Source organism: Magnetospirillum aberrantis SpK, from assembly GCF_011022235.1.
In the GTDB taxonomy this organism is placed as follows: domain Bacteria; phylum Pseudomonadota; class Alphaproteobacteria; order Rhodospirillales; family Magnetospirillaceae; genus Magnetospirillum; species Magnetospirillum aberrantis.
This window is the reverse complement of the sequence record NZ_JAAIYP010000037.1, coordinates 234,766-254,366: the sequence shown is the minus strand read 5'-3', so window position 1 is coordinate 254,366 and position 19,601 is coordinate 234,766. Positions and strand designations below refer to the sequence as shown.

Annotated in this window: 18 protein-coding genes; 8 read left to right on the top strand and 10 right to left on the bottom strand. The window is 63.9% G+C overall.

The window, feature by feature from the left end; all coding sequences use genetic code 11:
* Nucleotides 1–139: 139 nt before the first annotated feature.
* A complete protein-coding gene (locus G4223_RS11050; protein WP_163679226.1) occupies nucleotides 140–622 on the bottom strand; it encodes a helix-turn-helix domain-containing protein in 483 nt (160 codons plus the stop codon).
* A 343-nt stretch (nucleotides 623–965) separates the two neighbouring features.
* On the opposite strand from G4223_RS11050, the gene nifJ reads away from it, so the two are divergent.
* Nucleotides 966–4,550, top strand: a complete 3,585-nt coding sequence (gene nifJ / locus G4223_RS11045; protein WP_163679223.1) for a pyruvate:ferredoxin (flavodoxin) oxidoreductase — start codon at nucleotides 966–968, stop codon at nucleotides 4,548–4,550.
* Between the two features lie 87 nt (nucleotides 4,551–4,637).
* Here nifJ and G4223_RS11040 read toward each other — a convergent pair whose 3' ends face one another.
* The 3 genes from G4223_RS11040 to G4223_RS11030 all read right to left on the bottom strand — a co-directional run bounded on the left by G4223_RS11040 (nucleotide 4,638) and on the right by G4223_RS11030 (nucleotide 7,929).
* The gene (locus G4223_RS11040) at nucleotides 4,638–6,692 is read right to left on the bottom strand and encodes a methyl-accepting chemotaxis protein (protein ID WP_163679220.1); all 2,055 of its coding nucleotides are present in this window, start codon (nucleotides 6,690–6,692) and stop codon (nucleotides 4,638–4,640) included.
* Between the two features lie 254 nt (nucleotides 6,693–6,946).
* Nucleotides 6,947–7,402, bottom strand: a complete 456-nt coding sequence (locus G4223_RS11035) for a YaiI/YqxD family protein (protein WP_163679217.1) — start codon at nucleotides 7,400–7,402, stop codon at nucleotides 6,947–6,949.
* Entirely contained in the window at nucleotides 7,399–7,929 is a 531-nt protein-coding gene (locus G4223_RS11030; RefSeq protein WP_163679214.1) for a GNAT family N-acetyltransferase, read from the bottom strand. Before G4223_RS11030 ends, G4223_RS11035 begins: the two co-directional genes overlap by 4 nt.
* Nucleotides 7,930–8,015: 86 nt before the next feature.
* Here G4223_RS11030 and G4223_RS11025 point away from each other — a divergent pair, with 86 nt between their 5' ends.
* The 4 genes from G4223_RS11025 to G4223_RS11010 all read left to right on the top strand — a co-directional run bounded on the left by G4223_RS11025 (nucleotide 8,016) and on the right by G4223_RS11010 (nucleotide 11,667).
* Nucleotides 8,016–8,198, top strand: coding sequence for a hypothetical protein (locus tag G4223_RS11025; RefSeq protein WP_163679211.1), 183 nt, complete (start codon nucleotides 8,016–8,018; stop codon nucleotides 8,196–8,198).
* Between the two features lie 129 nt (nucleotides 8,199–8,327).
* Nucleotides 8,328–9,791, top strand: a complete 1,464-nt coding sequence (gene ccoG, locus G4223_RS11020) for a cytochrome c oxidase accessory protein CcoG (protein ID WP_163679208.1) — start codon at nucleotides 8,328–8,330, stop codon at nucleotides 9,789–9,791.
* Nucleotides 9,792–9,975: 184 nt separating this feature from the next.
* Nucleotides 9,976–10,479, top strand: coding sequence for a thiol peroxidase (gene tpx / locus G4223_RS11015; RefSeq protein ID WP_163679204.1), 504 nt, complete (start codon nucleotides 9,976–9,978; stop codon nucleotides 10,477–10,479).
* Between the two features lie 45 nt (nucleotides 10,480–10,524).
* Nucleotides 10,525–11,667, top strand: coding sequence for a DUF3095 family protein (locus G4223_RS11010; RefSeq protein WP_163679201.1), 1,143 nt, complete (start codon nucleotides 10,525–10,527; stop codon nucleotides 11,665–11,667).
* Nucleotides 11,668–11,671: 4 nt separating this feature from the next.
* Here G4223_RS11010 and G4223_RS11005 read toward each other — a convergent pair whose 3' ends face one another.
* The 6 genes from G4223_RS11005 to parE form a co-directional block, all read right to left on the bottom strand.
* Entirely contained in the window at nucleotides 11,672–11,908 is a 237-nt protein-coding gene (locus G4223_RS11005; RefSeq protein ID WP_163679198.1) for a thioredoxin family protein, read from the bottom strand.
* Nucleotides 11,909–11,922: 14 nt separating this feature from the next.
* Nucleotides 11,923–12,753, bottom strand: coding sequence for a permease (locus G4223_RS11000; protein ID WP_338086871.1), 831 nt, complete (start codon nucleotides 12,751–12,753; stop codon nucleotides 11,923–11,925).
* Between the two features lie 138 nt (nucleotides 12,754–12,891).
* Complete coding sequence (locus G4223_RS10995) at nucleotides 12,892–13,242, bottom strand: metalloregulator ArsR/SmtB family transcription factor (protein ID WP_163679195.1); 351 nt, start codon at nucleotides 13,240–13,242, stop codon at nucleotides 12,892–12,894.
* A 71-nt stretch (nucleotides 13,243–13,313) separates the two neighbouring features.
* Nucleotides 13,314–13,640 carry a YbjQ family protein gene (locus G4223_RS10990; RefSeq protein WP_163679192.1) on the bottom strand — a complete coding sequence of 109 codons (327 nt, stop codon included), beginning with the start codon at nucleotides 13,638–13,640 and terminating at the stop codon, nucleotides 13,314–13,316.
* Nucleotides 13,637–14,059, bottom strand: a complete 423-nt coding sequence (locus G4223_RS10985; protein WP_163679188.1) for an RDD family protein — start codon at nucleotides 14,057–14,059, stop codon at nucleotides 13,637–13,639. The genes G4223_RS10990 and G4223_RS10985 overlap by 4 nt, the downstream gene beginning before the upstream one ends.
* A 43-nt stretch (nucleotides 14,060–14,102) precedes the next feature.
* A complete protein-coding gene (gene parE, locus G4223_RS10980; RefSeq protein WP_163679186.1) occupies nucleotides 14,103–16,094 on the bottom strand; it encodes a DNA topoisomerase IV subunit B in 1,992 nt (663 codons plus the stop codon).
* Between the two features lie 95 nt (nucleotides 16,095–16,189).
* Between parE and G4223_RS10975 the strand changes: the two genes are divergently transcribed.
* From G4223_RS10975 to G4223_RS10965, 3 genes are all read left to right on the top strand, one after another.
* Complete coding sequence (locus G4223_RS10975) at nucleotides 16,190–16,600, top strand: acyl-CoA thioesterase (protein WP_163679184.1); 411 nt, start codon at nucleotides 16,190–16,192, stop codon at nucleotides 16,598–16,600.
* Nucleotides 16,601–16,713: 113 nt separating this feature from the next.
* Nucleotides 16,714–17,130, top strand: a complete 417-nt coding sequence (locus G4223_RS10970; RefSeq protein ID WP_338086870.1) for a DUF2946 family protein — start codon at nucleotides 16,714–16,716, stop codon at nucleotides 17,128–17,130.
* A gap of 336 nt (nucleotides 17,131–17,466) precedes the next feature.
* Nucleotides 17,467–19,575 carry a TonB-dependent copper receptor gene (locus G4223_RS10965; protein ID WP_163679179.1) on the top strand — a complete coding sequence of 703 codons (2,109 nt, stop codon included), beginning with the start codon at nucleotides 17,467–17,469 and terminating at the stop codon, nucleotides 19,573–19,575.
* The last annotated feature ends 26 nt before the right edge of the window (nucleotides 19,576–19,601 follow it).

Below are 19,601 nucleotides of genomic sequence, written 5' to 3'. Positions count from 1 at the left end.
TCTAGTGCGATGACGCATTCAGATGCGTCATCGCACTAGGTTTGCCTTTGGCGGCTGTGCCTCCGGCACAAGCCAAGCTCAGGCGCCGCTCAGGCTTGGTGCATTGAATCATCTGAATGCTTCAATGCACTAGTGCCGGCTATTCTTCCATGCTGGCACCAAGCGCCTTGGCAAGGTCAAGCACCCGCTTGCGTACCTGGGGGTCGGTGATGCGGTAATAGGCGCGCACCAGTTCCAACGTCTCACGCTTGGTCATGGGATCGGCTTCGAAACCGGTCGGTTCCTCGGAAATGCCCGAGATCAGACGCGGCGACAAGGATTCCACCTCTTCGGACATGTCGTCGAAGAAGAAACTGACCGGAACGTCGAGAACGCGCGACAGGTCGAACAAGCGCGAGGCGCCGACACGGTTGGCGCCGCGTTCGTACTTCTGCACCTGCTGAAAAGTCAGTCCCAGGGCTTCGCCCAGCTTTTCCTGGCTCATGCCAAGAAGCGTGCGACGCAAGCGCACGCGTGCACCCACATGCACGTCAACGGGATTGGGCTTGCCCGAAGGAGTACGGCCACGGCTGGAGTGACGACGGGTAATGGTTTGATCGGCCAATTTGGCGGTAGCAGTCATCTTGGTTCCTGTAACACAACGCCCCAGTTGCATGGTGTCATAAAAACCACACACATAGCAACTACTTGTTGTCATACCCCCCTCAATTACATGAGCGTATCCGAAAGTTGGAAGGATACATCACCCGTCAAGGATGTACATGCGGAGACACTCTGACAGTGCCTTGGCAAAAGATTTTTTGTTATGAGAACAATTCGCAAGTATTCATTTGCAGCAGGACTGGTATAGACCGAAACTGACTTGCAGGATTGATGAAGCGATGCCTATGCTGCCGACTGTCGGCGCATTTGCCACACCCGATAGGTGTATGCCTTTTAGCTTAGAAGAACAGCAGGCGGACAACATGGCGAAACGGAAACTCATCACCGTAGACGGTAACGAGGCCTGCGCCTCGGTGGCTTATCGCGTCAGCGAAGTGGCTGCCATCTACCCGATCACCCCCTCTTCGACCATGGGCGAACTGGCCGACCAATGGGCGTCGGAGGGACACCCCAACCTGTGGGGCTCGATTCCCGACGTGGCCGAGATGGAGCACGAAGGCGGCGCCGCCGGCGCCGTGCACGGCGCGCTTCAGGCCGGCGCGCTGGCGACCACCTTCACCGCCTCGCAGGGCCTGTTGTTGATGATCCCGAACATGTACAAGATCGCGGGCGAGCTGACCTCGTTCGCCATGCATGTGTCGGCCCGCACCATCGCCACCCACGCGCTGTCCATTTTCGGCGACCATTCCGACGTCATGGCCTGCCGCCAGACCGGCTTTGCCATGCTGGCTTCCGCCAGCGTCCAGGAAGCGCACGACATGGCGGCCATCGCGCACGCCACCACGCTCAAGGCCCGTGTGCCTTTCCTGCATTTCTTCGACGGCTTCCGCACCTCGCACGAGGTGGCCAAGATCGAGGAACTGACCGATGCCGACCTGCGCACCCTGATCGACGAAGACCTGATCACCGCGCATCGCCACCGCGCCATCAGCCCCGACCGTCCGGTGCTGCGCGGGTCGTCGCAAAATCCCGACACCTTCTTCCAGATGCAGGAAGCGCGCAACCCCTGGTACATGGCCTGTCCCGGCCTGGTCCAGGAAACCATGGACGCCTTCGCCAAGCTGACGGGCCGCGCCTACAAGCTGTTCGACTATCACGGCGCCGCTGACGCCGACCGGGTGATCGTCGTCATGGGCTCGGGCGCCGAGACCGTGCACGAGACCGTGGACTACCTGAACAGCCAGGGCGCCAAGCTGGGCGTGATCAAGGTGCGGCTGTTCCGGCCGTTCTCGGTCGATGCTCTGGTCGCCGCCCTGCCGCCGTCCGTGCGCGCCATCGCCGTGCTTGACCGTTGCAAGGAACCGGGCGCGGTGGGAGAGCCGCTGTATCTCGACATCGTCACCGCCCTGGCTCAGGCCAAGGCGCAAGGCTTGCGCGCCGCCGCCGCCGATCCGGTGGTGATCGGCGGCCGTTATGGCCTGGCCAGCAAGGAATTCACCCCGGCCATGGTCAAGGCGATCTATGACGAACTGGCCGCGCCCAAGCCCCGCCACGATTTCACCGTCGGCATCATGGACGACGTCACCCACCTGTCGTTGCCGGTGGACGACGATTTCCACCTGCCCATGGGTAAGGTACGCACCGCCTTGTTCTTCGGCCTGGGGGCCGACGGCACGGTGGGCGCCAACAAGAACTCCATCAAGATCATCGCCGAACAGGCCGGGCTCTACGGCCAGGGTTATTTCGTCTACGACTCGAAAAAGTCGGGCGCGGTAACCATCTCGCATCTGCGCACCAGCCCGGAGCCGATCCGCAGCGCCTATCTGCTGGACCGGGCCGGCTTCGTCGCCTGCCACCATTTCGTGTTCCTGGACAAGTACGACGTGCTCGAACACGCCGCGCCGGGCGCGCGTTTCCTGCTCAACTCGCCCTATTCCAAGGACGAGGTGTGGGACCAGTTGCCGCGTGAAGTGCAACAGCAGATCATCGACAAGAACATCGAGATGCATGTGATCGACGCCCGTACGGTGGCCATGGCCGCCGGCATGGGGCAGCGCATCAACACCATCATGCAGACGTGTTTCTTCGCGCTGTCCGGCGTGCTGCCCAAGGACGAGGCGATCAAGCACATCAAGAAGGCCATCGAAAAGACCTATGGCCGCAAGTCGGAAAAGCTGGTGGCCAAGAACTTCGCCGCCGTCGATCAGGCGCTGGCCCACCTGGAACAGGTGACCATCCCCGCCGCCGTCACTTCGACCCGCGTCAAGCCGCCGATCGTGCCCCAGGAAGCGCCCGAATTCGTCCAGCGCGTCTCGGCCGTGATGCTGGCCAACAAGGGCGACCTGTTGCCGGTCTCGGCCTTCCCGCCGGACGGCACCTGGCCCACCGGCACCGCGCGCTTCGAACGGCGCAACATCGCCGCCGAAATCCCGGTATGGGATGCCAGCGTGTGCATCCAGTGCAACAAGTGCACCCTGGTCTGCCCGCACGCCGCCATCCGCGTCAAGGTGGCCGACCCCGCCGCGCTGGACGCGGCACCGGGCACGCTGAAGCACGTCCCCTACAAGGGGGGCGAGTTCAAGGGCGCCGAATACCTGTTGCAGGTGGCGCCCGAGGACTGCACCGGCTGCACGCTGTGCGTCAAGGTCTGCCCCGGCAAGGACAAGAAGGACCCGTCGCGCACCGCCCTGCGCATGGTCGACAAGCAGCCGATCCTGGCCGACGAAAAGGACAATTGGGACTTCTTCCACGCCTTGCCCGAGGCCGACCGTACCGTGCTGACCGCCCCCACGGTCAAGACGGCGCAGTTCCTTCAGCCTTTGTTCGAATTCTCTGGAGCCTGCCTGGGCTGCGGCGAGACGCCGTATCTCAAGCTGCTGACCCAGCTTTACGGCGACCGGCTGATGGTGGCCAACGCCACCGGCTGTTCCTCCATCTATGGCGGCAACCTGCCGACCACGCCTTACGCCACCAACGCCGACGGCCGTGGCCCGGCCTGGTCCAACTCGCTGTTCGAGGACAACGCCGAATTCGGCATGGGCTACCGTCTGGCGGTGGATGCCCACAAGTCGCACGCCAAGCACATGCTGACCCATCTGGCCGGGACCGGCAAAGTGCCGGAGCAACTGGCCAACGCCCTGATCCACGCGACGCAGGCCAACGACGCCGAGATCGCCGCCCAACGTGCCCGCGTCGATGAATTGCGCAAGATCCTGGCCGCGGTTCCGGGAATCGAGGCGGCACGCCTGAACGATGTCGCCGACTATCTGGTGGAAAAGGTCATCTTCATCATCGGCGGTGACGGCTGGGCCTATGACATCGGGTACGGCGGTCTCGACCACGTCTTCGCGTCGGGCAAGAACGTCAACATCCTGGTGATGGACACCGAGGTTTACTCCAACACCGGCGGCCAGCAATCCAAGGCGACGCCGCTGGCCGCCACCGCCAAATTCGCGGTGGCCGGCAAGTCCCTGCCCAAGAAGGATCTGGGCATGATGGCCATGGCCTATGGCGACGTCTATGTCGCCAACGTGGCCTTCGGCGCCAAGGACGTCCAGACCCAGCGCGCCATCCAGGACGCGGTGTCGTGGCCGGGCGTGTCGCTGATCGTGGCCTATTCGCACTGCATCGCCCACGGTTACGATCTGGCCCACGGTCTGGACCAACAGAAGCTGGCGGTTCAGTCGGGATATTGGCCGCTGTACCGCTGGGACCCGCGCAAGCTGACCACCGGCGAACATCCGCTGACGCTCGACAGCGCCGAACCCGTCGGCCATCTGTACGACTTCCTGAAGAACGAAGCCCGCTTCACCATGGTCGAACGCCACGATCCCGAGCGTTTCCGCGCCCTGGTGTCCCAGGCCGAAAACGCCATCCACGCCCGTTTCGCCAAGCTGCGCCGCTTCGCCGGCCTGCCCGAGGGCGGTGCGGCGGAAAACGCGGGCTAATAACCTCGACAAAAATCAATCCCCCTCCCGCCATTGGCGGGAGGGGGATTTTACTTTGGGGAAGGGGTCCCGGATCGGCGGGAATGCCTATAGCTGACGGACGTTATCCAGGAAGGCGTTGACCGTCCCGCGCAGGTTGTCGGTGCCGTGCGACACCGTGCTCGAGCTGTTCAACACCTGTCCGGCGGCTTCACCGGTGTCCCTGGCCGAACCGGTCACTCCCGCGATGTTGGCGGAAACCTGCTGCATTCCCGCCGACGTCTGCTGAACGTTGCGGGCGATCTCGCGGGTCGCGGCCGACTGTTCCTCGACCGCCGAGGCGATGGCGGTACCGATCTGGTTGATCTCTTCGATGCGCGACACGATGCTGGCGATGGCGTTGACCGTCTCGCGCGTAGCCGATTGCACGGCCTGGATCTGCGAGGTGATTTCCTCGGTGGCCTTTGACGTCTGGTTGGCCAGGTTCTTGACCTCACCGGCGACCACGGCGAAACCCTTGCCGGCCTCGCCGGCACGGGCCGCCTCGATGGTCGCGTTCAGCGCCAGAAGGTTGGTCTGCGACGCGATGTCGTTGATCAGCTTGACCACGTCGCCGATCCTGGTCGACGTGGAGGCCAAGCCCTGGACCAGGATGTTGGTCTGTCGCGCTTCCTCGGACGCGGCCTGAGACGCCTGGCTGGACTGGGTGACCTGACGCGCGATCTCGGCGATGGAGGCCGACAGTTCCTCGGCCGAACTGGCCACCGTCTGCACGCCGGACGACGCTTCTTCCGACGCCGTCGCCACGTTCGTCGCCTGCTCGCTGGTCTGGCGGGAAATCCGGTGCATGGCGGCGGCGGTGTTCTCCAGCACGGACAGCGCCTCGCCCACCTCGGTCAACACCCCGGAAACCTGGGTATCGAAGCCGTGCGCCAACGCCTCCAGCCTGCGTCCCCGTTCCTCACGGGCGAGACGGTCGCGCTCCTGCTCCTCGGCGACCTTGTCGGCCTTCACCGCGTTGTCGCGAAGCACCCGCACGGCGGTCGCCATCGACCCGACCTCGTCCCCTCGGTCACAGCCGGGAATATCAACCGTCAGGTCATGGCGTGCCAACCGGTCCAGAACAAGGGTCAGGGTGCCCAACGGCTGGATGACCTGGCGCGACATCACCAACAGCACGATGACGCTGGCGACCACCACGGCAGCCAGGACCGCGAGCGACAATCCCAACCGGAAGCGGGCTTCGTTGACGGCCTGGGCATTCGACTCATAGGCATCCTTCACGGCGGCGTCGCGCAGCACGAAAACGGTGTCCAGATTCTCGGTGGTCCATGTGCCCCATTTTTCCGGCGACGGCAAACCCTGGCGCGCCGCCTCCAGGACGGATTGGAAACGCTTCTCGCCCGTCCCCATGAAGCTGCCGCGCACAGAGTCGATGGCGTCCTTCAACACCTGGGGTTCGCCCATGTTGACGACCTGCTGTTGCACCATCTGCCACAACAGGGCGATCTGGCCGGTTTCCTCGATCACGCCACGCAAGCGCTCGGGCGTGAACGGCTGATTGCGGGCATAAATGCCCAAGGACGACGACCGCAAACCTCCGATTGTACGCATATCCTGGGCCATCAACGCCAGACTGGCGGCGTCACCCAGGTTGGGGGCCGCCGACAACAACGCGCTGTAGCTTTGGTTGATGCCCGAGTTCAGTGCCACGACCACCTTTCCCAGACCGTCGACATTGGCGAGCAGAGCATTCTCGGGGCGTTCGGACTTCGCCTTGGCCAGCGCGGCAAGGCTTGTCGCCCGCAGGTTCTTCAAGGTCGATCGGGCGTTTTCCAGTTGGGTCAGCGGCAGACCGGCCGCCTGCGTCGAATCGATCGCGCTCTCCAACAGGTCGTCGGTGGTTTTCGTGAACTTGGAGATATCGGCAAGTTGGTCCTGGGTCGCCGGGTCCGGCGCCTGTAGCGCCCGCCCCCAGGCGCCGCGCTCGGCGCCGATGAAACCGTTGACCGCCAGTCCCCTTTCGAAGGCCGCCAGGATCTTTCCCGCTTTCGATTGCGCCGAGAGGTCGCTGGCCGCTTCCCATGCCATCGTGCACGAGACCACCGCGGCAAAGGCGGCGATGGTCAAGTTTCCCAGAAGGACTTTGCCCCGCAACTTCATGTGCCCGCTCCCCATACGAACCGTCTCACCCATCCGGCTTCACGAAAATAGCCTATATTTCATATCGTCAGAACAATTTATTACAGAACGCAGAGACGTTTTATTCCGCTTTATCCGAAAAACTATTCCCGATGAACAGTACTCACCGCAGCACGCCAGAAACCTCTGATTACCAATACACCAAGAAAAATAACCGCATTAGATGTGCGCCGTTCATGTCCCCTGGCCGCCATCGCTGCCGTAACGGGCGCTGATCAGCGCCCGCGTCTGGCCGCCTGCATCACCTTTTCCAGACCGTCGAGAAACCGCGAGCGGTCCTGTTTGGTGAAACCCGACGGGCCGCCGGTCACTTCACCGGTCTCGCGCAGGCCCCGCATCAATTCACGCATGGCCATCTGCATGCCGATATTGGCTTCCTCGAACGGACGGCCGCGCGGGTCGATGGGATGCGCCCCTTTTTCCAGGCAGCGATTGGCCAGCGGGATGTCGGCGGTGACCACCACGTCACCCGGACCGATCCGGTCGACGATGATATCGTCGGCGGCGTCGGCGCCTTCGGTCGCCACGACCTGGGTCACCAGATAATGGTCGATGCGGTGCCAGCGGTTGGAAACGATCACCACCGGCGCCTGATGGCGTTCGGCGACACGGATGGCCTCGTCCTTCACCGGACAGGCGTCACCGTCGATGTAAAGCGTGGGAACGGTCATGGCGCGTTTTTACGGTACAGCACGTGGCGACGCAACCAATGCCCCGGTGGCAGCGCGGAATGTTCGAACTCTCCCGCCGCCGTCATCCCCAGCCGCCGCATGACCGCCTGGGAGCGCAGGTTCGGCAAGGCGGTGAAGGACACGATTTCGCGCAGCTTCAGCACGGCGAAGCCATGATCCAGGGCAAGACGCGCCGCCTCGGTGGTATAGCCTTGTCCCCACAACATCGGATCCAGTCGCCACGCCACCTCGACCGCCGGGACGAACGGCAGGTCCTCCGGCACCGGTTTGAGACCGACGAAACCACCGAATTCGGTCTTTCCCGGCACCTCCAACGCCCACAGCCCCCAACCGCGCCGATCCAGGTCGGCGGCGATCCGTCCGGCCAAGTCGTCCGCCGCCTCCGCCGACAGCAAGGACGGCATGAACTCCATCACCTTGGGATCGGCCCCCATCGCGCGAAATCCCGGACGATCCCCGGCCCGCCAGGGACGCAGCCGCACCCTCTCCCCATCAAGCACAACCATTTGTCATCATTCCATCACCGGCACGACACCGCCGCGTCACCGTCCGCCGCTAAGGTCGAGAAAACAACAATTCGCAGAGGCATCCCATGAAATGTTGCGCCACCTGTCCCCATCGGATCAGTTGTCGTGTCCCCGGCGACCTTCTGCGTTTCGGCGAAGTGGCGCATCGCCTGGAACAACAACACCGCAGCCCGCTTCTGCAACAGCGTTTGCATTACTACATGGATCGTCCTGATTGTCTTGTCGATGCCGGCTATGTGGATCCGTGAGCGAAGTCAGTGACAATTCGCACACAAAGTACTTGCGGCCAGGACATGGGCGCTTCGCTCAGACAAGCATAGCGCACTACCCCTTCAGTATATTAGAAAGGGTTCCGACAGGACAGGAGGACTCCAGGCATGAGTACGGTCTCAGAACCAGAAACGGTTCCCACCAGCACCATCCACAAGGGCGAAGTGCCGTTCTACCGCGAAAAGGGCCAGGCCCAGCCGCGGTCGGTCAAGGGCATCTTCCGCTCCATCAAGTGGTGGTTGATGATCATCCTTTTGGGCTGGTGGCATTTGGCCCCGTTCATGCGCTGGGACCGTGGTCCGGGCGCCCCGGATCAGGCCATCCTGATCGACATGGCTGGCCGTCGCGCCTATTTCTTCAACATCGAAATCTGGCCGCAGGAAGTCTATTACGTCACCGGCCTGTTGCTGATCGCCGCCATCTCGCTGTTCCTGATGAGCGCCCTGGCGGGGCGCGTATGGTGCGGCTTCCTGTGCTGGCAGACGGTCTATACCGACCTGTTCCAGAAGATCGAGCATTGGGTGCTGGGCGACCGCAACGCCCGCATCGCCTTTGGCCGCCAGCCCATGACCGCCGGCAAGGCCGCGCGCCAGGGTCTGGTCTATCTGCTTTGGGCGGTGGTGTCGTTCCTGTGCGGCCTGGGGCTGGTCCTATGGTTCGGCGACGCCTTCGTCATCGTGCGTGAAATCTTCACCCTTCAGGCGGCGCCGGCGACCTATCTGTTCATCGGTGTCATCGGCGGCTTCTGCTTCCTGTTGGCCGGTTTCGCCCGCGAGCGCGTCTGCGTCTACATGTGCCCCTATTCCCGTTTCCAGTCGGCCATGCTGGACGAACATTCGCTGATCGTGTCCTACGAAGCGTGGCGCGGCGAGCCGCGGGCCCCGGCCCCCAAGGACCGCAACTTCGAAGGGCGCGGCCATTGCATCGACTGCAAGCTGTGTGTCCAAAGCTGCCCCACTGGCGTCGACATCCGCTTCGGCAACCAGTTGGCCTGCATCGGCTGCGGCCTGTGCATCGACGCCTGCGACGCGGTGATGGACAAGTTCGGCCTGCCGCGCGGTCTGATCAGCCTGGATTCCTCGGCCAACCAGGAAGCCCGCAACGCCGGCGCCACCCCGCCCGGCAAGCGCATCGTCCGTCCGCGCACCATCCTTTATATGGCGATCCTGACCATCGTCGGGACGGTGATGCTGACCGCGCTGCTGAACCGTTCGACCATCGAAGTCAACGTGCTGCATGAACGCAGCCCGCTGTTCGTGCAATTGTCCGATGGTGGTGTCCGCAACGGCTATTCCTACAAGATCCTCAACATGATCCGCGAGGACCGCACCTATATCCTCACCACCCAGGGGATCGACGGGGCGACCATCGACGTGGTCGGCGGTGACAGCAACGCCACCCAGACCGAGCTTGAGGTCGAGGGCGACACCGTCGGCACCTTCCGCATCTTCGTCTCGGCGCCCGACAGCTCGCTGAAAAGCGCCCGACAGCCGGTTGTGTTCGTGCTGACGGAAAAGAGCACCGGTCAGGTGATCCGCAACGAGAGCATGTTCGCCGCCCCGGATCGCTGATCACAGCATAGAAACAAAGGGCTATTAAACGCGCACCTGCCCATGACTTGGGCGGGTGCGTCTTTTTTTTAAATACAAGCCTCGGGCGATTGCGCCATGGCGGCGGAACAGCTCCGCGGCAGGGGTTGCCACGAACAGGGGAAGGTCCCACACTCCTGTCATTCATCTCGAACAGGAGCACCCCATGGCTACCGTCACGTTGAAGGGAAACCCCATCCACACCGCCGGCGAGCTGCCGGCAGTGGGCACCGCCGCCCCCGACTTCACCCTGGTCAAGACCGACCTGTCGGCGGTGTCGCTCAAGGATCTGACCGGCCAGACCGTGGTGCTTTCCATCTTCCCCAGCGTCGACACCCCCACCTGCGCCGCCTCCGTGCGCCGGTTCAATGCCGAATTGGATAAGGCCGGCACCGTGACCGTGCTGTGCGCCTCGGCCGACCTGCCCTTCGCCCATAAGCGCTTTTGCGGCGCCGAGGGCCTTGAGCGCGTCGCCAGCGTGTCCGACCTACGGGACAAGGATTTCGGTACGCGCTATGGCGTGACCATCGTCGATGGCCCGCTGGCCGGCCTGTTGGCCCGCGCGGTGGTGGTGATCGGCGCCGACGGCAAGGTCAAGTACACCCAGTTGGTGTCGGAAGTGGCCGAGGAACCCGATTACGACGCCGCCCTGGCCGCGGCCAAGGCCTGAGGAGTCGGGGGCGGAACCGTCTCCGGTTCCCGTCCCCTTGTCCCCATGATCCTGCCGACGCTTCGCGATTTCGCCGCCGAGGCCTTCGACCCCGCCCGCTATGCGGTTCTGCCCGACGACTGGGCCATGGCGGTGTCGGATGTCGAGGGCAGCACCCGGCTGGCCGACCAGGGTCGCGACCGCGACGTCAACTATGTCGCCGGGGCGGTGGTCGCCGCCTTGTCCGCTGTTTGCGGCACCCCGGACAATCCCGCCGCCTGTCAGTTCGGCGGCGACGGCGCCATGGCCGCCGTTCCCCCCGGATACGCCGATTCCGCGCGTGACGCGCTGGCGGCGCTGGCCCATTGGGCGGCCAGCGAATTGGATATCACCTTGCGGGTCGGCGTTGTGCCGGTGGCCGAGTTGCGGCGCGCCGGCCACACCGTACTGGCCGCGCTTCAGGATTTCGGCAACGGCAACGTCTTCGGCCAGTTCCTGGGGGACGGTGCCGCCATGGCCGAACACTGGCTGAAGACCGACCCGCGTTGGCGTCTATCCCCCCGTGCGGGCGAGTTGCCCGGCCTTGAGGGATTGTCGTGCCGGTGGCGACCGGTTCCCCCCCGGCGCGGCGGGGTGCTGTGCGTCATCATCGACCCCCTGCGCCCCGGCGCCGAGGGACTGGCGAATCTGCGTCGGCTGCAAACCGAGATCGAAGGCGTGATACCCACCGGCGCGGCCGCCCCCTTGGGCGACGGTGAAAGCCTGGTGCCCGGTGGCATTCCCGATGCCCACGCGCTTGAGATCGAGGCCCGAACCGAGCCCAAGGCCCGGCGGCTGGCGCGCAAGCTGCGCGCCCTGGCCGGCGGCGTCATCCTGCGCCTGACCCATGTGGCGGGCGGACGGCTGTTGGGGGTGGATTCCGATTTCTACCGCCGCCGTCTGGCCGAACGCACCGACTACCGCAAGCAATCTGGCGGGCCGCGCTTCGTGCTCGACGTCACCGAGAGCGAGGCCGCACGTATCGAAACCCTCCTGGCCGAAGCCGAAGCGCGCGGCGACATCCGCTTCGGCACGGCACGCGCCAAGGCCACCACGCTTACCTGCATGGTCGGCGACTTCGCCGCCGACCGGCATGTACACTTCGTCGATGGCCAGGGGTTGGGGTTCTGGCGTGCTTCGGTGATGCTGAAGGGTAAACGTATCCCTTGACCGCTCACCCCTTCAGCCAGCCCTCGATCTTGTCGGCGGAGGGAACGCCCCCGGCATGAACCACCTTGCCGTCGACCACCACGCCGGGCGTGCTCATCACGCCATGCCCCAGGATAGCCGCCATGTCGGTGACCTTTTCCAGCGTGATCTCGACGCCCAGGGCGGCGGCACGTTCCTCGATCATCTTGGCCGTCGTCGTGCAATTCTTGCAACCCGAGCCCAACACCTTGACCGTCTTCATGATCCTTCCTCCCATCACGACATGACCGCGTTCAGCAAGACGCCGACCAGCATGAAGGCCAGCGCCAGATACAGCGCGAAATAGATAAGAAGCCGCGGCTTCAGCACCTTGCGCAGGATGACGAATTCCGGCGGCGACAGCGCCACCACGCTCATCATGAAGGCGATGACCGTGCCGGCCGGCAGCCCCTTGCCCAACAACGCCTCGGCCACCGGAATGATGCCGGTGACGTTGGAATAAAGCGGCAGGCCCACCAGCACCGCCAACGGCACCGCGAAGGGATTGTCGGGGCCGGCATGGGCGGCGAAGAACTCGGCCGGCACATAGCCATGCAGGGCGGCGCCGATGGCGATGCCGGCAACCACGTACAGCCAGACCCGCCGCACCAGCGCCGTGGCCTCGTCCCAGCCATAACGCATCAATCCGCGCAGGCTGTAATCCACCTCGCCCACCGCCAACTGCCCCATGCGGATCTGCCAGACATAGTCCTCGACATAACGTTCCAGGCGGAACCGGTCGATCAGCACGCCGCCGACCACGCCGACCGCCATGCCGACCGCCACATAAACCGCCGTCAGTTGCCAACCCACCACCGAGCCCAGGATGACCACCGCCACCTCGTTGACCAGAGGCGAGGTGATGAGGAAGGCCATGGTCACCCCCACCGGGATGCCGGCTTCCAGGAAACCAATGAACAGTGGCACCGACGAGCACGAACAAAACGGCGTCACCGCCCCCAACAGGGCGGCCAGTCCATAGGCGACCCAGCGCGACCGCCCGTCGATCATGGCGCGCACCTTTTCCGGCGCCAGCCAGCGGCGGAACAGCGCCATGACGAACATCACGGCGAACAACAGAAAGAATATCTTGGTGGTGTCCTCGACAAAAAAAATGCAGCGCGTCAGCCAGCTTGCTTCCCCGCTCCAGCTTCACCAGGTCGAACACCGCCCAATCGGCCAGCAAGGTGAACCAATGGAACATGCTTACCCCGCTGCGATCTTCGAGGGACGAAGGGTCACGCCGTCCAGACGGGCGGTGTCCTCGGCACAGACGGCCGAGGCGGAAACGCCACGCACCGCCGCGTCCACCGCGTCCGCCACCCAATCGGGAAGGTCGTCAGCCGGAGCGTACAGCACCCACTGCGCCTCGCGCCGGTCACGGACCAGCCCGACTTCGCGCAGCACCGCCAGATGTTTGGAAACCTTGGGCTGGGCCACCGCCAGGGCGTGCGTCAACTCGCACACGCACAATTCGCCGCGACGCGCCAGCAACGCCAGACAGCGTAAACGCAACGGATCGGACAGGGCCGCGAATAAAGAGGATGCGTATTCCATGGAGAGAATATGCGCCGGAACGCATATCCCCGCCAGAGCATATTGCGCGGGTCAGCCCCGCGTCGTCCGCGTCACCGCGCCAGCTTTACCGCCGTGCCGTTGGCCACCACCATCAACAGCGTCTTGTTGTCGCCGCCGATGGAATGATAGTCGAGGTCGATGCCGATCACCGCGTCGGCGCCCAAGTTCTTGGCGCGCTCGGCCATTTCCTTGAGCGCGGTGTCCTTGGCGTCCTGAAGCTTGCCCTCGTACGACCCGGAACGGCCGCCGACGATGTCGCGGATCGAGGCGAAAAAGTCGGAAAAGATGTTGGTGCCCAGAACGGTGTCACCCGAGACGATGCCCAGGTACTGGCTGACGGTGGCGCCGTCGACGCCGTCGGTGGTGGTGAGAATCATGAACTCGGCCCTCCCATATTCTGTTCGGCGGAAATAGGGTCGCATGCCGCCTGGGCAAGAGACAGCGGGCGGCGCGGATGCCATTCCCACCCCAGCGGCCGGTGCAGATACCAATAGCGGATGGCGTCCACGACCGCCCACAGCATGCCCAAGCGGTAACCGTGCCGCAACACGGCGCCTCGCAACGGATCGCCCGACGTCCAGACCAGACGAATGCCAGCAAGGCGCTGGCCCACGGTCCCACCCAGGATTTCGCCCAACGGCTGGGAAAACAGGCCGACAGCGAAAATCATGGCGATCGTGCTCAGCGGCTCCCGAACACCGGGCCACCCCAGGACGAGAATCACGACGGCCGCCGCCAGCAGCAGATAATCGATTCCGCAGGCCAACAGCCAGCGCAGGAAAAGCGTCCTGGTCACGCGGGAAGAATGCGGAGACGTGCTGGCCATCCCCACAACTGCCTCAGATATCCAGGTCGCGCGCGAAGCGGGCGTGTTTCTGGATGTAGTGAAAGCGCAGTTCCGCCTTCTTGCCCATCAGGGTTTCCACCAGATTGGCGGCATCCTTGGCCTCTTCCTTGTCTTCCTCGGTGCGGCCCGATGGCAGCGTCACCTTGATCAGGGTGCGCTTGCGCGGGTCCATGGTGGTTTCCTTGAGCTGGGCCGGCGGCATTTCGCCCAGACCCTTGAAGCGGCTGATTTCGATGTTCTTCTTGCCGGCGAAGGTGGTGCGCAGCAACTCGTCCTTGTGGGCGTCGTCGCGGGCGTAGACCACGGTCTGGCCATGCGCCAGACGATAAAGCGGCGGCAAGGCCAGGAACAGGTGGCCATCGCGAATCAGGTCCGGCATTTCCTGATAGAAAAAGGTCATCAACAGGCTGGCGATGTGGGCGCCGTCCACGTCGGCGTCGGTCATGATGATCACACGCTCATAGCGCAGCTTTTCGCCGTCGTAGCCGTCGCGGGTGCCGCAGCCCAAGGCCTCGATCAGGTCCTTGACCTCCTGATTCTGGCGCATCTTATCGGCCGAAGCCGAAGCGACGTTCAGAATCTTGCCCTTGAGCGGCAGGATGGCCTGGGTCTCGCGGCTGCGGCTAGACTTGGCCGAACCACCGGCCGAATCGCCCTCGACCAGGAACAGTTCGGTGCCGACATTGATCTGGCGCGTGCAATCGGCCAGCTTGCCCGGCAGGCGCAAGCGCTTGGTGGCGGTCTTGCGGCTGGTTTCCTTGGCCGCCCTCTTACGCTGGCGTTCCTCGGCCCGGTCGATGATCCGGCCCAACAGCGCCTTGCCCGATTCAGGGTCGGCGGAAAGCCAATGGTCGAAATGGTCCTTGATCGCGTTTTCCACCAGACGGGCGGCTTCGACGCTGACCAGCTTGTCCTTGGTCTGGCCCTGGAATTGCGGGTCGCGGATGAACAGGCTGACCAGGACGCAGGCGCCGCCCATCACGTCCTCGGCGGTGACCGAAGCGGCCTTCTTGTTGCCCAGCAAATCGCCGTAGGAGCGCAACCCCTTGGTCAGCGCGTTGCGCAACCCCTGTTCGTGGGTACCGCCCTCGGGCGTCGGCACGGTGTTGCAATAGGTGTTGAGGAAGCCGTCCTCGTCGTCGTCGGGCCAAGCCACCGCCCATTCCACCTGGCCCATGTCGTCGGCCAAGGGAGAGGTGCCGGCGAAGAAGCCGCGCGTCAACAACGGCCGCCCCTTGAGCACGCTGTCGAGGAAATCCGACAGACCATTGGGGAAATGCAGCGTGTCCTCGGCAGGAATGTCGTCGCCGTCGTCGATCAACAGCGGATCGCATTTCCAGCGGATCTGCACGCCCCGGAACAAATAGGCCTTGGAACGGGTCATGCGGTAAACGGTGCGCGCCCGCAGCCGGGCACGATCGCCGAAAATCTCGGGGTCGGGATGGAAGATGACGGTGGTGCCGCGCCGGTTCTGCACCGCGCCCACCTCCATCAACGGTCCCTGCGCCACCCCGCGCGAGAATTCCTGGCGATAGAGCTTGCGTTCGCGCGCCACCTCGACCACCAGCCGGTCCGACAGCGCGTTGACCACCGACACGCCGACACCGTGCAGACCGCCCGACACCTTGTAGGCGTCGCCGCCGAACTTGCCGCCGGAATGCAGCGTGGTCAGAATCACTTCCAACGCGCTTTTGTCCGGGAACTTGGGGTGCGGATCCACCGGAATGCCGCGGCCGTTGTCGCGGATGGTGGCGCAGCCGGTGGTGTCCAACTCCAGTTCGATCCAACTGGCGTGGCCGGCCACCGCCTCGTCCATGGCGTTGTCCAGGACCTCGGCCACCAGATGGTGCAGCGCGCGGTCGTCGGTGCCGCCGATATACATGCCGGGACGGCGGCGGACAGGTTCAAGACCCTCGAGGACCTCGATGTCCTTGGCCGAATATTCGGTGCCCTTGGGGGCAAGCTGTTGGAAGAGATCAGACATGCGCGCATTATAGGGGCGGCGCGCCCGCGCGCAAGCGGCGGCTGCGTCCGCCAGCGTTCCACACAACATCTTGTAAGCGTGGAGTTTTCCCGCCGATGAGCGCCCCCGAAAGCATCGAGACGACCACCGCGCCCAAGGGCCGGCTGTCCATCCGCACCGTCGCCATGCCGGCCGACACCAACCCCAACGGCCAGATTTTCGGCGGCTGGCTGATGAGCCAGATGGACCTTGCCGGCGGCACCCACGCTTTCCAGCGGACCCGTGGCCGGGTGGTGACGGTGGCGGTGGACGCCATGGAATTCCACCAGCCGGTCCATGTCGGCGACGAGTTGACCTGTTACACCGACATCATCCGAATCGGCCGCACGTCGCTGGCCATCCGGGTCGAAGCCTGGGTGCGCCGCCGCTGTCTGGACGCCAACCAGCTCAAGGTCACCAGCGCCACCTTCACCTATGTAGCCATCGACGAAAATGGCAAGAAAATGCCAGTTCCAGACGAGGAATAGAGGCGCAAATTGACAATTATCAATATTCATGATGGTACAGGGGCACCACATCAATATTCATAGGTGACTATCCGCATTGACAATGCGTAATTATCACAACAGTCTTACACACCATGATGCGCAAGACTGCCAAGAAGCCCATTCTTCGCTCCGCCTTATCGATGCGGAAACGGGGAATTTTGGCAGCTTGGCTTGGTTTGGTGGTGCTGGCGTTCAACTTGGTGGCAACGATGCTGCCGATGGCGCCCCCGTCATCGGACCTGCTGTCCAGCCGCTTCGTGGTCTGCACCGCCTACGGCATGATCTCGGTGGACGCCGACGGCCGACAGGAACAGACAGCGCCCGATCCTCTGTGCGTGTTCTGCCTGCCGCTGATGCACGCCTCGGCCTCGGAAACGCCAACGGCACCGCCGTTGCCGCCACCGCCGTCATCCGGCGAAGCCGTGGCGCTTGCGTCCTTCGTCGACGACCATCTGTTCCCCACCTTGCCGCCGGGGGCCGTCGGCCCACGCGCGCCCCCCATGGGCTGATCCCGACAGAATGATCCGTCTGGCCGGCGGCTTCGCCGCTCCGGCCACCTTGGAAATTCCTGCGTCTGGAGCAGGCCGTGACCACCACGTCACCGGCTTTCGCCATTGGCATGCCGAAACACGTGTGCCGTGGCATATCCAACACCCTTGCCACACCGTTCCAGGTGCAGCCATGGCAGCAGCCCGGCTCAATGGGAACGCATGCCCAGACCGGGCATTGCACGGCCGTTCCTTTCGAACGGGCGAGCGCCCGCACTGTGCCCTATCAAGCCCGCTCGCCACCTCCCCGGATGACACGAACAACCTGAACCGTCTGTAATAAGGGGAGTTTTCCATATGAAGAGCCATTCTTTCCGGCTGTCCGGCGTATCACTGGCGGCCCTGACACTGTCGGCCGTCGCCCCCACTCACGCCTGGGCTCAATACGTTCTGCCCGAGGTGGAGGTCATCGCCGAACCACCCGCCGATCCTAATCAGATCACCATCGATCTGAACGATCCCACGATCCCGCCCGCCGTCGATGCTGGCGAACTGCTGCGTTCGGTTCCAGGAATCAGCGCCGGCCGCATGGGCGGACACGGCGTCGACCCCGTGATCCGGGGACAGAAAAGCAACCAACTCAACATCATCAACGACGGCGCCTTCACTTTCGGCGGCTGCCCCAACCGCATGGACCCTCCAACCTCGACCATCGCCCCCGAAACCATGGACAGGGTCACGGTGATCAAGGGCTATCAAAGCGTCACCAACGGTCCCGGCGCCACCGGCGGCACGATCCGTTTCGACCGCGACCCTCCCAAGGTGACGGCGGACAAACCCTATGCGGTCAAGGCCGGCGGCGGTTACGATTCCAACGGCGCCACCCGTGACGGCTGGCTTCAGGCCACCGGCGGCACCGAAGCCGGCTACGTCCGTGGCGGCGGCAACTGGAAAAGTGGCGAGAATTACAAGGATGGCAACGACCAGAAAGTCCGCGCCGCCTTCAGTCAATTCGGCGGCGGGCTCGAAGCGGGGTGGACACCCCGCGACACCCTGTTGTCCCTTGGCTACCAATACAACAAAGCCGAGGACGTGCTGTTCGCCGGAGCGAGCATGGACGCCCCCCTGGACGAAACAGACACCATCCGGCTCAAGTTCGAAACCCGCAGGCTGGCCACCGGTGCGTTGGATACGGTGCGTTTCAACGCCTACGCCTCGCTGCTCGACCATGTGATGGACAATTACTCCCTGCGCGTCCCGGCCTCAGCCGCCACCAGACGAAACGTGGTGGACGCCGATTCGGACACCTATGGCGGCCAGTTCGCCGCGGATTGGTTGGTGGGCGACACCAAACTGACCACCGGCATGGATGTCCAGGTCAACAACCGCGACGCCCGCCGCTATAGCCGGGTCGGCAGTGCAGTCGATCTGGAAAGCGACGCCTATCTCGAGTCCGTGACCTGGCCCGATGTCACCATCGGCCAATACGGCCTGTTCGGGGAAGGCACCATTCCATTCCAGTCGGCCCGCCGTCTCAAGCTGGGTGCACGATACGATCATGTCGCGGTGGATTACGGCGCCGCCGACCAGACCACCAGCCAAAACACCGGCACCTACAACACAGCCAACGACCTTTACAGCGCCTATTACGGCAAACGTGCGGGCGACCAAACGGAAAACAACCTCGGCGGCCTGATTCGCTTCGAACAGGATGTGGGCGGAACAACCCTGTTCGCCGGTCTCAGCCGTGCGGTTCGCACCGCCGACGCCACCGAACGCGGCATCGCCCACAAACCCCTGGGAACCAACAAGGCCTGGGTGGGCAACCCGAACATCGACCCCGAGGCCCATCATCAACTCGACCTGGGAGCCACGACCAAGGCCCAGGACTGGAGCCTGAACGGCTCGGTCTATTACGACCGGGTTCAGGACTTCATCCTCAGGGATTCCGCCCGTGGCCAGTCGGGCATCCTCAAGAGCGACAACGCCACCATCTACCGCAACGTCGCCGCCCATATGGCCGGCCTCGACATCGGCGGGCAATACCGCGTCGCCACCAACTGGACCATCGCCACCGACATCGCCTACACCTACGCGAAGAATTTGGACGATGACAGCGCCATCGCCCAGATTCCCCCGCTTTCTGGTAGCCTATCAGTGGCTTACGCCCCCGAAGGCTGGTCTCTTGGCTCGCGGATGCGTTGGGCGGCCACCCAGACACGGGTGGACAACGACGTCACCACAGGCAGTGGCCAGGACACCGGTGAAACATCGGGCTACGCCGTGTTCGACCTTTACGGCTCGTATGCCGTAACCGAAGGCTTCGTGCTGGATGCCGGCATCACCAACCTGCTCGACCACACCTACGCCGAACACCTTAACCGCTCCAGTTCCTTCGACAACGCGGTCACCCAAGTCAACGAAGCGGGACGTTCTTTCTATCTACGCACCCGCGTCGCCTTCTGACGGCATGCAAGGAAAGGCCGCGGGCG

Coding starts and splice junctions, on each gene's coding strand:
- parE (WP_163679186.1), bottom strand. CDS start 16,094: ATGTCTGATCTCTTCCAACAGCTTGCCCCCAAGGGCACCGAATATTCG.
- G4223_RS11005 (WP_163679198.1), bottom strand. CDS start 11,908: ATGAAGACGGTCAAGGTGTTGGGCTCGGGTTGCAAGAATTGCACGACG.
- G4223_RS10970 (WP_338086870.1), top strand. CDS start 16,714: ATGATGCGCAAGACTGCCAAGAAGCCCATTCTTCGCTCCGCCTTATCG.
- G4223_RS11035 (WP_163679217.1), bottom strand. CDS start 7,402: ATGACCGTTCCCACGCTTTACATCGACGGTGACGCCTGTCCGGTGAAG.
- G4223_RS11010 (WP_163679201.1), top strand. CDS start 10,525: ATGATCCTGCCGACGCTTCGCGATTTCGCCGCCGAGGCCTTCGACCCC.
- G4223_RS10990 (WP_163679192.1), bottom strand. CDS start 13,640: ATGATTCTCACCACCACCGACGGCGTCGACGGCGCCACCGTCAGCCAG.
- G4223_RS10965 (WP_163679179.1), top strand. CDS start 17,467: ATGAAGAGCCATTCTTTCCGGCTGTCCGGCGTATCACTGGCGGCCCTG.
- nifJ (WP_163679223.1), top strand. CDS start 966: ATGGCGAAACGGAAACTCATCACCGTAGACGGTAACGAGGCCTGCGCC.
- tpx (WP_163679204.1), top strand. CDS start 9,976: ATGGCTACCGTCACGTTGAAGGGAAACCCCATCCACACCGCCGGCGAG.
- ccoG (WP_163679208.1), top strand. CDS start 8,328: ATGAGTACGGTCTCAGAACCAGAAACGGTTCCCACCAGCACCATCCAC.
- G4223_RS10975 (WP_163679184.1), top strand. CDS start 16,190: ATGAGCGCCCCCGAAAGCATCGAGACGACCACCGCGCCCAAGGGCCGG.
- G4223_RS10995 (WP_163679195.1), bottom strand. CDS start 13,242: ATGGAATACGCATCCTCTTTATTCGCGGCCCTGTCCGATCCGTTGCGT.
- G4223_RS11050 (WP_163679226.1), bottom strand. CDS start 622: ATGACTGCTACCGCCAAATTGGCCGATCAAACCATTACCCGTCGTCAC.
- G4223_RS11040 (WP_163679220.1), bottom strand. CDS start 6,692: ATGAAGTTGCGGGGCAAAGTCCTTCTGGGAAACTTGACCATCGCCGCC.
- G4223_RS11025 (WP_163679211.1), top strand. CDS start 8,016: ATGAAATGTTGCGCCACCTGTCCCCATCGGATCAGTTGTCGTGTCCCC.
- G4223_RS11030 (WP_163679214.1), bottom strand. CDS start 7,929: ATGGTTGTGCTTGATGGGGAGAGGGTGCGGCTGCGTCCCTGGCGGGCC.